This window comes from Streptomyces sp. W16, assembly GCF_033194735.1.
In the GTDB taxonomy this organism is placed as follows: Bacteria; Actinomycetota; Actinomycetes; order Streptomycetales; family Streptomycetaceae; genus Streptomyces.
This window is the reverse complement of the sequence record NZ_JAWOAI010000301.1, coordinates 1-12,230: the sequence shown is the minus strand read 5'-3', so window position 1 is coordinate 12,230 and position 12,230 is coordinate 1. Positions and strand designations below refer to the sequence as shown.

General features: G+C 70.4%; 11 protein-coding genes. 2 read left to right on the top strand and 9 right to left on the bottom strand.

The window, feature by feature from the left end; translation table 11 throughout:
- On the bottom strand, positions 1–1,165 hold a 1,165-nt coding region (locus tag R6V09_RS32365), incomplete at its 3' end, for a DUF6777 domain-containing protein (RefSeq protein WP_317885016.1).
- Between the two features lie 135 nt (positions 1,166–1,300).
- On the opposite strand from R6V09_RS32365, the gene R6V09_RS32360 reads away from it, so the two are divergent.
- Positions 1,301–2,728 (top strand): lipase maturation factor family protein, encoded by a 1,428-nt coding sequence (locus R6V09_RS32360; protein WP_317885015.1) that lies wholly within the window; start codon positions 1,301–1,303, stop codon positions 2,726–2,728.
- Here R6V09_RS32360 and R6V09_RS32355 read toward each other — a convergent pair.
- From R6V09_RS32355 to R6V09_RS32320, 8 genes are read right to left on the bottom strand one after another with little or no spacing between them, the layout of a single operon-like run.
- Entirely contained in the window at positions 2,716–3,555 is an 840-nt protein-coding gene (locus R6V09_RS32355; RefSeq protein ID WP_317885014.1) for an amidohydrolase family protein, read from the bottom strand. The two genes, R6V09_RS32360 and R6V09_RS32355, sit on opposite strands and share 13 nt — an antisense overlap.
- Positions 3,552–3,866, bottom strand: coding sequence for an L-rhamnose mutarotase (locus R6V09_RS32350; protein ID WP_317885013.1), 315 nt, complete (start codon positions 3,864–3,866; stop codon positions 3,552–3,554). The genes R6V09_RS32355 and R6V09_RS32350 overlap by 4 nt, the downstream gene beginning before the upstream one ends.
- Entirely contained in the window at positions 3,863–4,888 is a 1,026-nt protein-coding gene (locus R6V09_RS32345) for an aldo/keto reductase (protein ID WP_317885012.1), read from the bottom strand. Before R6V09_RS32345 ends, R6V09_RS32350 begins: the two co-directional genes overlap by 4 nt.
- Entirely contained in the window at positions 4,885–5,640 is a 756-nt protein-coding gene (locus R6V09_RS32340) for an SDR family NAD(P)-dependent oxidoreductase (protein WP_317885011.1), read from the bottom strand. Before R6V09_RS32340 ends, R6V09_RS32345 begins: the two co-directional genes overlap by 4 nt.
- Positions 5,637–6,977, bottom strand: a complete 1,341-nt coding sequence (locus R6V09_RS32335) for an L-fuconate dehydratase (protein WP_317885010.1) — start codon at positions 6,975–6,977, stop codon at positions 5,637–5,639. Before R6V09_RS32335 ends, R6V09_RS32340 begins: the two co-directional genes overlap by 4 nt.
- 54 nt (positions 6,978–7,031) lie before the next feature.
- Positions 7,032–8,060 (bottom strand): ABC transporter permease, encoded by a 1,029-nt coding sequence (locus tag R6V09_RS32330; RefSeq protein ID WP_317885009.1) that lies wholly within the window; start codon positions 8,058–8,060, stop codon positions 7,032–7,034.
- Positions 8,053–9,558 carry a sugar ABC transporter ATP-binding protein gene (locus tag R6V09_RS32325; protein ID WP_317885008.1) on the bottom strand — a complete coding sequence of 502 codons (1,506 nt, stop codon included), beginning with the start codon at positions 9,556–9,558 and terminating at the stop codon, positions 8,053–8,055. Before R6V09_RS32325 ends, R6V09_RS32330 begins: the two co-directional genes overlap by 8 nt.
- Positions 9,555–10,628: a sugar ABC transporter substrate-binding protein gene (locus tag R6V09_RS32320; RefSeq protein ID WP_317885007.1), complete on the bottom strand. Its 1,074-nt coding sequence runs from the start codon at positions 10,626–10,628 to the stop codon at positions 9,555–9,557. Before R6V09_RS32320 ends, R6V09_RS32325 begins: the two co-directional genes overlap by 4 nt.
- Positions 10,629–10,792: 164 nt before the next feature.
- Here R6V09_RS32320 and R6V09_RS32315 point away from each other — a divergent pair, with 164 nt between their 5' ends.
- Positions 10,793–11,494, top strand: a complete 702-nt coding sequence (locus tag R6V09_RS32315) for a FadR/GntR family transcriptional regulator (RefSeq protein ID WP_317885006.1) — start codon at positions 10,793–10,795, stop codon at positions 11,492–11,494.
- Positions 11,495–12,230 lie beyond the last annotated feature (736 nt).

The following is a 12,230-nucleotide window of genomic DNA, read 5'->3' as shown; positions in this document are numbered from 1 at the left end:
CCGCGCCGCCGGCCGTGCCCGGGGTGACCGTGACGGTCGGGGTCGCGCAGCCGGTGGTGGACTTGTCCGGGGCGGGGCTCCGGCCGTCACCGGGGGACGTGCTCTCGTCGCTCGGGGAGGTGCCCGGCGAGAGGCTCGGGGAGTCGCTCGGCAAGGAGTCCGGCGACCGGCCCGGCGAGGCGCTCGACGAAGGGCTCGGCGAGGTGCTCGTCCCACTGGCCGGAGTGCTTGCCCCGCCGGACGGGGTGCCGGCATCGCTGCCGTGCGGGCGCGGAGAGGTGCTTCCGTGCGGGCGCGGAGGCGTGCTTCCGTGCGGGGCCTGCGTGGTGCCCGGCCGTGTCGGCGGCACGTGGTGCGGCGGCGGTACGACGTGGTCGTGGTGGGGCCCGCGATGACCGAGGGGCCGTTCGATCCAGGTGTTGTCGACGACGTTGATGATCGTGATGTGGGTGATCACCTGCGGCGCCGGTGTCACCACGACCACCTCGGCGGGCCGGTACCCGGACCAGGGCCGACCGCTGTTGCCGGCACTCCCGCCCGCCACCCCGGCCTTGAGCGGGTTGCCGCAGGCGCAGCGGACGCGGGGCACGCCCCGGTTGTCGACGAGGACGGCCGTACCGGTCTGGAGGACCGACTGGAATCCGGTCACCCGCGCGTCACGGAACCCGTGGTTGGTGACCTGGGTGTCGGCACGCAGCACGACCGAGGTCAGCCCGCGCAGATAGCCGGGAATCGCGTTCCGGGAGATCCCCTCGGCCTGTGCGAAGGCACCGGCCTTGGCCTGGTCCCGGGTGAGATAGGCGATCTGCCGCTCGACATCGCAGCTGCCGGCCCGCGCGGTGCCGCCGTAGAGGCCGGGTGTGGCGCCTGAGACGGTCCGGGTGCGGCCGACGGACGGGGAGGTGGTCGGCGGGGGTGTCGAGACCGTCTGCGTCGGCTGCGGCGTTCGCGTGACCCGTGGTGGGGTGCTCGGCGCGGTGGCCGTGGAGTCCGTGAAGGGGTCGGGGCCCTGCGCCGCGACGGGCTGCAGGAAGACCTCGCCGCTCGACCTCGTGCCCTTGCCGCTCGGCTTCATGCCCTTGGCGCCGTCGCCGCCGCAGCCGGCGACGAGGAGCGCCGCCGAGAGCGCGCAGGCCGTGGCGATGGTTCCGGTGGATGTGCGCACCGTGTTCTCCCGCCTCAAGCCGGGTGATTCGCCACTATTGTCTGCTTCACCCGCTTGGGTTACGCAACCGGAGGCGTGGAAGACACAGAGTGACGGTCGACGGGGGTGTGACGATGGTGGGAGGAGCGCACGGTCGTGGGATGGTTCACCGCACCCGACTACTGGCTGAGCCGGCTGGTCTTCCAGCGGGCCCTGGCCGGTGTCTATCTGGTCGCGTTCCTCACGGCGGCGCTGCAGTTCCGTGCGCTGATCGGCGAGCGCGGCATGCTGCCGGTCCCCCGTCTCCTCGACCGCGTGCCGTTCCGGCGGGCCCCGAGCGTCTTCCAACTCCACTATTCGGACCGCTTCTTCGCGGTCTGCGCGTGGACCGGCTGCGCGGTGTCGGCGGCACTGGCCGCCGGGCTCGACTCCCAACTTCCGCTCTGGGGCGGGATGGTGATGTGGCTGGTGCCGTGGGCGCTGTATCTGTCGATCGTCAACGTCGGCCAGACCTGGTACGCGTTCGGCTGGGAGTCGCTGCTGCTTGAGGTGGGTTTCCTGGCCGTCCTCCTCGGCAACGACGAGGTGGCGCCACCGGTCGTGGTGCTGTTCCTGCTGCGCTGGGTCCTGTTCCGGGTCGAGTTCGGCGCGGGCCTGATCAAGCTGCGCGGCGACGCGTGCTGGCGGAAGCTCACCTGCCTGGACTTCCATCACGAGACACAGCCGATGCCGGGCCCGCTGAGCTGGTTCTTCCACCACCTCCCCCGCCCCCTGCACCGGATCGAGGTCGCCGCCAACCACCTCACCCAACTCGTCGTGCCCGTCCTGCTGTTCACCCCGCAGCCGATCGCCACGGCCGCCGCGTCCCTGATGATCGCCACTCAGCTGTGGCTGGTCCTGTCCGGCAACTTCTCCTGGCTGAACTGGATCACCATCGCGCTGGCCCTCTCGGCGATCCGCCTCCCGCACACAGCGCCGTCGTCCGTCCCCGGCCCGCCGCCCGTCTGGTACGAGGCCGTGGTCCTGGCCGTCGCCGCCCTGCTGCTGTGGCTCAGCCGCCGTCCGGTCCGCAACATGGTCTCCCGCCACCAGGTCATGAACCGTTCCTTCGACCCGCTCCATCTGGTCAACACCTACGGCGCGTTCGGCAACGTCGGCCGCATCCGGCACGAGGTGGTGGTCGAGGGCACGACGGACGCCGTCCCGCGCGAGGACTCCGACTGGCGGGAGTACGAGTTCAGGGGCAAGCCGGGTGAACCGCACCACTGGCCACGCCAGTTCGCGCCGTACCATCTGCGGCTGGACTGGATGATGTGGTTCGCGGCGCTCTCCCCCGGCTACGCCGAGCCGTGGTTCGGCGCCCTGGTGGAACGGCTCCTGGAGAACGACCGGGACACGCTACGACTGCTGCGCCGCTCCCCGTTCCCGCCGGACACGCCTCCGCGCTACGTCCGGGCCCGTCTCTTCCGCTACCGCTACACGACCTGGCGGGAGTTGAGGGAGACGGGCGCGTGCTGGGAGCGGACGTTCGTGCGGGAGTATCTGCCGCCGACAAGGCTGGCGCAGGTGGTTCAGAGGCCGTAGACGCGGGTTGCCGTGCCTTCGAAGACCTCGTCGCGTTCCGCCGCACTGAGGCCGTCGGTCAACTCACCCGCAGCGGCGGCGACTTCGCCGTAGGTCGCCGCCAAGGTGCACACCGGCCAGTCGGAGCCGAACATCAGCCGGTCCGGCCCGAAGGCGTCGAGTGCTACGTCCGTGTAGGGGCGCAGGTCCTGTGCGCTCCAGGTCTTCCAGTCGGCCTCCGTGACCAGGCCGGACAGTTTGCAGTGGGTGTTGGGGAGCGCGGCGAGGGAGCGGAGGGCCGTCTCCCACGGCTCCAGCCGGCCCGAGGCGATGGGCGGTTTGCCCATGTGGTCCAGGACGAGCGTGAGTTGGGGCAGGGATGCGGCTGCCTGGACACTGGCCGGGAACTGGTGGGGCAGCACCAGCAGGTCGTAGACGAGTCCCGCGTCGGCCACTGCGGTGAGACCCCGGCGTACGTCGGGGCGCAGCAGCCAGTTCGGGTCGGGCTCGCCCTGTACCTGGTGGCGGATGCCCTTGAGGTAGTGGCCGCCCGGGAGTTCGCGCAACCGGGCCAGTTCGTCGGTGATGTCGGAGCGGGTGAGGTCGGTCCAGCCGACGACTCCGGCGATCAGGTCGTGCGTGTCGGCAAGGGTGAGGAACTCCGGGGTCTCCTCGGCGACGGTGATCGTCTGGACCAGGACGGTTCGGTCGACGCCTGCCGCCCGCGCCTCGGGTTCGAGGTCGGTGACGGTGAAGTCGCGGCGGATCGGCTGGAGTTCGGGGCCGGTGATCCAGTCCTGGTCGCGGACGGAGAGGTCCCAGACGTGGTGGTGGGCGTCGACGGTCATGGCAGCTCCCATACGACGGGCAGGCCGGCCTCGGCGCCGTCGCTCGTGTAGTCGTGCACCACGTCGAGGAGTTGGGCCATGCGGGCCTGCCAGGCGACGTTCACCGGGAGCTGGTCCAGCTCGGCCAGCAGGCGGGCGTAGTCGTCGCACTCCAGGACGTGGAAGAGGTCGGTGCCGCTGCGCCAGATCGTCCAGGAGGTGGCGCCGGCGGCACGGATCGCGGCGGTGAGTTCCTTGGGGACCTCGCGGTGGGCGCTCTCGTAGGCGGCGACGCGGTCGGCGCGCACCTTGGTGTGCAGTGCCACTCTCATGACGGCTCCTGAGAGGGTTCCTCGGTGGCTTCCTCGGCGGTTTCCTCGGTGGGGACGGGGGCGTCGGCGGGCAGGAGGCCGGTGTACCGCAGTTCCTCCCAGAACCCGGCGGGCACCGGGGCGGCGAACTTCCGGGCGCAGTCCCGTACTTCGGCTTCCGAGCGGGCGCCGACGAGGACGCTCGCCACGGCCGGGTGCGCGGCGCAGAACGCCAGGGCGGCGGCGCGCAGGGTCGTGCCGTGCCGCTCGGCCGCTTCCTTCATACGGAGCGCCCGGTCCAGCAACTCGGCAGGTGCCTGCGCGTAGTTGTAGGTCGCGTCCGGCTTCGGGTCAGCCAGGAGGCCGGAGTTGAAGGCGCCCCCGATGACGACCGACTTGCCGCGTGCGACGGCGGACGGGAGCAGTTCGGTGAGGGCGCTCTGGTCGAGCAGGGTGTAGCGCCCGGCGCAGAGGACCACGTCGACGTCCGTGTCCTGGATGAAGCGGGTGAGCATCTCGGCCTGGTTCATGCCCGCGCCGACGGCGCCGACGACGCCCTCGGCGCGGAGTTTCTCCAGGGCCGGATAGCCCTCGCGGAAGGCCTGTTCGGCGTGGTCGTCGGGGTCGTGGAGGTAGACGACGTCGATGTGGTCGAGGCCGAGCCGTTCCAGGCTGGCGTCCAGGGTGCGCCGGATCCCGTCGGCGGTGAAGTCCCAGACGCGGCGGCTGGTGGCGGGCACGGCGAAGCCGTTGGCGAGGTCGTCGCCGGTCACCGTCTCCACGGGTTCGAGGCGGCGGCCGACCTTGGTGGAGATCGCGTACGACGCGCGCGGGTGTGCGCGCAGCGCGCCGCCGAGGCGGCGTTCGGAGAGACCCAGGCCGTAGTGCGGTGCGGTGTCGAAGTAGCGGATGCCCTGCTGCCAGGCGGCGTTGACGGCCCGGTGTGCCTGGGCGTCGCTCACCTCCGAGTACAGGTTGGCGATCGCGGCGCCGCCGAAGGCCAGTCCGCTGACCTCGACTCCGCTGTTGCCGAGGGTGCTCACTGGCCCACCGGCCTCAGTCGCAGACCCTGCATACCGCCGTCCACGGCGAGCGCGGTGCCGGTGGTGGCGCCGGACAGCGGGCTCGCCAAGTAGGCGATGGCGCCCGCGACTTCGGCCGCCGAGACGAGTCGGCCGGAGGGCTGGCGGGCGGCCAGGGCGGCGCGTTCGGCGGCCGGCTCGGACGCCGAGTCGAGGAGGCGTCCGACCCAAGGGGTGTCCGCCGTACCGGGGTTGACGCAGTTGACGCGGACGCCCTCGCGGAGGTGGTCGGCGGCCATGGCCAGGGTGAGGGACTGCACGGCGCCCTTGGTGGCGCTGTAAAGGGCGCGTTGGGGAAGGCCGGCGGTGGCGGCGATGGAGCAGGTGTTGACGATCGCGGCGTGGGACGACTCGCGCAGATGCGGGAGCGCGGCGCGGGCGACGCGGACCATGCCGACGACGTTGACGTTCAGGACGCGGTGCCACTCGTCGTCGTCGTTGTCCTCGACGGTGCCCTGGGCGCCGATCCCCGCGTTGTTCACGACGATGTCGAGTCCGCCCAGGTCGGCGACGGCAGACGCGACGGCCTGTCGTACGGAGGCGTCGTCGGTGACGTCGGCGCGGTAGCCGAGCAGCGGCTTCTCGACACCGCTCGGGTCCAGGTCGAGGACGGCGACCTGGGCGCCGCGCTCGGCGAGGAGGTCGGCGGTGGCGCGTCCGATTCCGGAGGCGCCACCGGTGACCAGGGCCTTGAGCCCCTCGAAGTCGGTCATGCCGCGTGTCCCTTCTGGCTGTCGAGGTCGGCGGCCCAGAAGGTGCCGCCGGGGAAGGTGTAGCGCGCGATCGACTCGGGCCGCATGGTGGCCGAGAAGCCGGGCGTGGTGGGTGCCATGTAGTGACCCTCGCGGATCACCACCGGATCGAGGAAGTGGTCGTGCAGATGATCGACGTACTCGATGACCCGGTCGTCGGTGGTGCCGGACACGGCGAGGTAGTCGAACATCGAGAGGTGCTGGACGAGTTCGCACAGTCCGACGCCGCCCGCGTGCGGGCAGACGGGGACGCCGAACTTGGCGGCGAGCAGCAGGATCGCGAGGTTCTCGTTGACTCCGCCGACGCGGGCCGCGTCTATCTGGAGGATGTCGAGGGCGCCTGCCTGGAGCAGCTGCTTGAACACCACGCGGTTCTGGACGTGTTCGCCGGTCGCGACCTTCACCGGGGTCACGGCGGCACGGATGGCGGCATGGCCCAGGACGTCGTCGGGGCTGGTGGGTTCCTCGATCCAGTACGGGTCGAACTCGGCGAGGGCCTTGGTCCAGCGGATCGCCTCGTCCACGTTCCAGCGCTGGTTGGCGTCGATCGCCATCCGGATGTCGGGGCCGACGGCCGAACGGGCCACGCGGCAACGCCGGATGTCGTCGTCGAGGTCGGCGCCGACCTTCAGCTTGATCTGCCGGAACCCGTCCTGGACGGCCCGCACGGCGAGCCGGGTGAGCTTCTCGTCGTCGTAGCCGAGCCAGCCGGCGGAGGTGGTGTAGGCGGGAAAACCCTGCTCCAGAAGGCGAGTTCGGCGGTCCTCGGCGCCCGCCCTGCCGCGCCGCAGGATGTCCAGGGCCTCGTCCGGGGTGAGCGCGTCCGTGATGTAGCGGAAGTCGATCTGGCGGACCAGCCATTCGGGGTCGGCGTCGGCGAGGAGCTGCCACAGGGGCTTGCCCGCGCGCTTGGCGGCGAGGTCCCAGGCCGCGTTGATCACGGCGCCGATCGCCATGTGCATCACGCCCTTCTCGGGCCCCAGCCAGCGGAGTTGGCTGTCGCCGATCAGGTCGCGGTTCAACGTCCCCGGGTCCGCGCACAGTTCGTCGACGGACCGGCCGATCACATGGTCCCGCAGCGCGTGGATCGCGGCGACCTGGACTTCGTTGCCCCGCCCGATGGTGAAGCTGAATCCGTGCCCCTCGTGCCCGTCGGCCGCGTCGGTGCGCAGGACGACGTAGGCGGCCGAGTAGTCGGGGTCCGGGTTCATCGCGTCGGAACCGTCGAGTTCGCGCGAGGTGGGAAAACGGATGTCGTAGGTGTCGACCGCGGTGACGCGGGCGGGGATCGGTGACACGGAGGGCCTTTCGGTCGGGTACAGGGATCCGGTGCCGTGCGGGTGCCGGAGGGGTCAGTCCTGGGCGCGGCCGGTGGTGACGCGGGCGATCATGAGGGCGACCAGGATGATCCCGCCGTAGATGGCCTGGATCCAGAAGGACGGGACCTGGGCGAGGGTGAGCAGGTTCTGCACAACTCCAAGGAGGAGTACGCCGGTCAGGGCGCCGAACATGGTGCCCTTGCCGCCGTCGAGGCTGATGCCGCCGATGACCGCTGCCGCCATCACGGTGAAGATCATGTTGTTGCCCTGGTTGGCGCTGATCGCGCCGACGTAGCCGGTCTGCATGATCCCGCCCACCGAAGCGAGGACGCCGGCGACGACGGAGACCCCGAGGAGCATCCGGTCGACACGGATACCGGCCGCGCGGGCCGCCTCCTGGTTGCCGCCGATCGCGTACAGGGCGCGCCCGACGCGGTGGTACTTCAGCACGAACCCGGCGACCGCGAAGCAGACCGCGGCCAGCCACACCGACATGGGGACGCTCAGGAAGGTGCTGGTGGCCAGGGTGAAGAAGGAGTCGGGCATCCCGAACAGCGTCTTGCCCTTGGTGGCGCCGACCAGCAGACCGCGCAGCACGATCAGCATGGCGAGGGTGACGATGAAGGCGTTGAGCTTGAACTTCACCACGAGGATGCCGTTGAAGGCGCCGATGATCCCGCCGACGACGAGGATCGCGACGAGGGCGAGCGGTGCCGACCATTCCGTGCCCCAGCCGGACTCGGCGGACGGCAGGACCAGCAGGGCGCCGATCGCGGGCGCGATGCCGACCACCGACTCCAGTGAGAGGTCGATCTTGCCGGTGATGAGGATCAGCGACTCGGCGAGGACCACCATCGCGAGCGCGGCGGAGGCACCGAGGATGGAGATCAGGTTCCGTTCGGTGAGGAACGAGTCGTTGACGATCGCGCCGAGCACCAGGAGTACCAACAGGGCTGGTACGAGGGCGAGTTCGCGGGCCCGGCGGAGCAGGACCGTGCGGGCCGAGGCCGCCCCGGCGGCGCGTGGGGCGGCGAGCGGCGGGGCCGCCTTGGTGTCAGCCATGGTCCACTCCTTCGATGGAGGCGATCAGCTCGTGGTCGCGCCAGCCCGCCGGGTGCTCGGCGACGACGCGGCCGTGGAAGAGGACGAGGACGCGGTCGCAGCGCCGCAGGTCGTCGAGTTCGTCGGAGACGACGAGCACGGCGGTGCCGTCGTCACGGGCGCTGTCCATGCGGGCGAGCAGTGACTCCTTGGACTTCACGTCGACGCCCGCGGTGGGGTTGATGAGGACCAGCAGCCTCGGGTCGGAGGCGAGGGCGCGGGCCATGACGACCTTCTGCGCGTTGCCGCCGGAGAGGTCGGAGACAGGCTGGTCGGGGCCCTCGGCGTGGATGTCGAGTCGGTCGATCAGTTCCGTCGCGAAGCCGCGCTTGCGGTCGGTGCCGACGAAGCCGAAGCGGCCGAGCCGGTCCATGACCGTCATGGTGGCGTTGTCCCCGATGGACATGCCGAAGACCAGACCTTGGCCATGGCGGTCACGCGGGACGCAGCCGACACCGGCTTTCAACGCGGCCTGCACATCCCCGAACGGCAGCTTCTCGCCGTCGAGTTGGGCGGTTCCGCCGGTCGGTGTGTACAGCCCGGTGAAGGACTCGGCCAGCTCGATCTTGCCGCTGCCGCTGGAGCCGGCGAGTCCGACGACCTCGCCGCGGCGGACGGTGAGGTCGACGTTCTCGTACGACTCGGAGGTGAGCCCTCGTGCGTCGAGGAGGACGGGTGCCGCGTCGTCCAACTCCCGGAGCTGCACCTCCAGTTCGGCGATCGACTCGCCCGCCATGGCCTCCACCAGGGCGCGGCGCGGGAGGTCGGCGACCGGTGCGGTGGTGATCCAGCGGGCGTCGCGCAAAACGGTGACGGTCTGGCACACCTCGTACACCTCCTGAAGGTGGTGCGAGATGAACAGGAAGGTGACACCGGACTCCTGGAGCGCCCGCATGCGGGTGAAGAGCCGCTCGATCTCCCGGTTGTCGAGTTGCGCGGTCGGTTCGTCGAGGACGATGAACCGGGCGCCGAAACTCAACGCCCGGGCGATCTCCACCATTTGGCGGTCCTCGACCTTGAGGTCGGCGGTGCGCGCCTCGGGGTCGACGTGCACGTCCCAGGTGTCGAGGAGTTCGGCGGCTTCCGTCCTGAGCCTGCGCCAGCTGATGACTCCACCGCGGGAGGTCGGCTGACGGTTGATGAAGAGGTTCTCGGCGACCGTCAACTCCGGTACCACGGTGGGCCGTTGATAGACGCAGGCCACTTTGGCGCGCCAGGCGTCACGGTCGGAGAGCGGGGGTGCGGGCTCGCCGTCGAAGCGGACCGTGCCCTCGTCGGGGGCCTGAAGTCCGGTGAGGACGGTGACGAGGGTGGACTTGCCGGCGCCGTTGCGGCCGACGAGAGCGTGGGACTCGCCCGGCAGCACGGTCAGTTGACCGTCGGCGAGGGCGACGGTGGGGCCGTACCGCTTGACGATTCCCGTCGCCTCCACCAGCGGAGTGGTCAGTGGGCTGCTCATTTGACCGTGTTGCCCCAGAGCTTGGGATCGTCGACGTTGTCCTTGGTGACCAGGGGCGCGGGCAGCTGGTCCTCCAGGATGCCGCTGGGCAGCTTGACGATCGTGGAGTCGTGGTCGGTGGGGCCGGGCTTGAAGGTCTTCCCCGCCATCGCGGCCTTGATGTAGTACATGCCGTACTTGGCGTAGGCGTCGGCCGGTTGGGAGACGGTGGCGTCGATCTCGCCCTTGCGGATCGCGTCGAACTCCTGCGGGATGCCGTCGTTCGAGACGATCGTGATGTGCCCGGCCTGGCCCGCCGTCTTCAGCATGCCCTTGGACTTGAGGGTCTGGAGGGTGGGCGCGAGGTAGACGCCGCCCGCCTGCATGTAGATGCCCTTGATGTCCGGGTTGGCGTTGAGGAGCGTGTCGAGCTTGGAGGCCGCCGTGTCGGACTCCCACTTGGCGGGGATCTCCAGGACCTTCAGCTTCGGGTACTTCTTCTTGACGCAGTCCCTGAACGCCTCAGACCGGTCACGGCCGTTGACGGACGCCAGGTCGCCCATGATCTGCACGACCTTGCCGCTGGTGATGTGCGCCCCGAGGTATTCGCAGGCCTTCTCGCCGTACGCGACGTTGTCGGCACGTACGACCATCGCGACCTTGCCCTTGTCGGGCGCCACGTCGACGGCGACGACCGGTACGCCCTTGCGATCGGCCTGGTCGAGGCCGGCCTCGATGGCGGCGCTGTCGAGCGGGGCGACGACCAGGCCCTTGACGCCCTGGTTCAGCTCGTTGTTGATGTCGGTGATCTGCTGCGAGGGGTCGCTGTTGGAGTTGACCGTCTTCAGCGCGTCGACGCCTTCGGACTTCGCCATCTTCGGCACGTAGTCGTTGTACGACTGCCAGAACGGCGAGGTCAGCAGGGGCAGGATCACCCCCACCTTGCCGGTGCCACTGCTGCCGCCGGCGCTGCTCGCGCCGGTGTCCTTGGTGCTGCCGCATGCGGTCAGCACGAGGGCGGCACTCGTGACCGCGGTCACCGCACCGACCATCCGCAACCTGCCGCGTATCCCCACTGTCCTGCCGAGCATTTGGTGGCTCCTCATTGAGCGTGTCCGAGCAGATGACCGCATATTTATCAGACCACTTCCCCGAAACAACACCCCGCAGTGGCAGTTTTTCCTGGATTTCCGTCGTAGTGGTCGGACCACATGAGCGGTTAGACTGCGGCGCACCCGGTGAGTGGAGGATTGGCGTGGACGAGACGGCTCCGCAGAAGGGCACCGTGACGCAGCGCGCCATCGACTCCATCAAGGCGTTGATCCGCGAGGGCCGGCTGGAGCCGGGCCAGCGGCTGCCCACCGAGCGCGATCTCGCGGTCCAGCTGGGCATCTCCCGCAGCTCGATGCGTGAGGCGATCCGCGCGCTCACGGTGCTGGGCGTGCTGGAGGCGCGGCACGGTTCGGGCATCTACGTCACCCAGCTGGAGGCCGGCGACCTGCTGGAGACCTTCGGTGTCGTCGCCGACCTCTCCCGCGGCCCGCGCCTGGTGGAACTGCTGGAGGTCCGGCGCATCCTGGAGTCGACGGCGACGGCCCTGGCCGCCGCCCGCATCACCCCGGACCAGCTGGCCGAGGTGGAGAAGCACCTCACGGCGATGAATGCCACCGACGACCCCGAGGAGATCCTCGCCCACGACCTTGCCTTCCACCGCGAGATCGCCGCCGCCGCGGGCAACGACACCATGGCCGCGATCCTGGAGGGCCTGTCGTCCAGAACGTTCCGCGCCCGGGTCTGGCGCGGCTACCAGGAGGAGGGCGCCTTCGCCCGCACCCGCCGCGAACACGCCGCCATCCACCGGGCGCTGGTGGCCCGCGACCCGGAGGCCGCCCGGGCCGCGGCGGCATCGCACGTCGGCGAGGTGGAGGAGTGGCTGCGGACCCAACTCGGGTCGTAGCAGCGGAGGTTCAGACGCCGGGGGTGAGTAGCAGAGGGCACTCGCGCCATCCTGGTTCTCAGGCGCCTGCGGCAGACACCGGAGGATATCGGCGCGGTTCCGGTATTCAGGAGCCCGCGGCGAACAGCGGAGGGCATGCGCTCGGTTCCGGCATGCAGGCCCCTGCGGTGGACAAGGCAGGGCACCCCCTGACCCGGCACTCAGACGCCCGCGGCGGACACCGGAGGAATCCGCACGGCTCCGGCATGCAGACGCCTGCGGCGAACAACAGAAGGCGTGCGGTTCCGGTACTCAGGGCCCTGCCGTGGACAAAGCAGCGCACCTCCCCTGGCCCGGCACTCAGACGCCCGCAGCAGACAGCAAAAGGCATGCGCTCGGTTCCGGCATGCGGGCCCCTGCGGCGAACCACGGAGGGCACCTCCCCTGAGCCGGCACTCAAACGCCCGCGGCGGACAACGAATGACACCCGCGCGAGCCCGGCATTCAGGTGCCCACGGCGAGCAGCGCAGGCCACCCGCCTCTCACGCACCCGCGGCGAACGTCGAAGGGACCCGCGCGGTCCTGGGATTCAGGCACCCGCGACGTACGACGAAACACCCCCACACGATCCCGGGGCGCCCGCGGCCAGCAGCGCAGGCCATCCGCCCCACCCGCCTCTCACGCACCCGCGGCGAACGTCAAAGCACACCCGCACGATCCCGGCATTCAGGCGCCCGCGGCGGGCAGCGCAAGATGC

What these genes read in the sequence shown, in the direction of transcription:
- R6V09_RS32355 (WP_317885014.1), bottom strand. Translation starts at nt 3,555, where the DNA reads ATGACCGTCGACGCCCACCACCACGTCTGGGACCTCTCCGTCCGCGAC.
- R6V09_RS32350 (WP_317885013.1), bottom strand. Translation starts at nt 3,866, where the DNA reads ATGAGAGTGGCACTGCACACCAAGGTGCGCGCCGACCGCGTCGCCGCC.
- R6V09_RS32340 (WP_317885011.1), bottom strand. Translation starts at nt 5,640, where the DNA reads ATGACCGACTTCGAGGGGCTCAAGGCCCTGGTCACCGGTGGCGCCTCC.
- R6V09_RS32330 (WP_317885009.1), bottom strand. Translation starts at nt 8,060, where the DNA reads ATGGCTGACACCAAGGCGGCCCCGCCGCTCGCCGCCCCACGCGCCGCC.
- R6V09_RS32325 (WP_317885008.1), bottom strand. Translation starts at nt 9,558, where the DNA reads ATGAGCAGCCCACTGACCACTCCGCTGGTGGAGGCGACGGGAATCGTC.
- R6V09_RS32320 (WP_317885007.1), bottom strand. Translation starts at nt 10,628, where the DNA reads ATGCTCGGCAGGACAGTGGGGATACGCGGCAGGTTGCGGATGGTCGGT.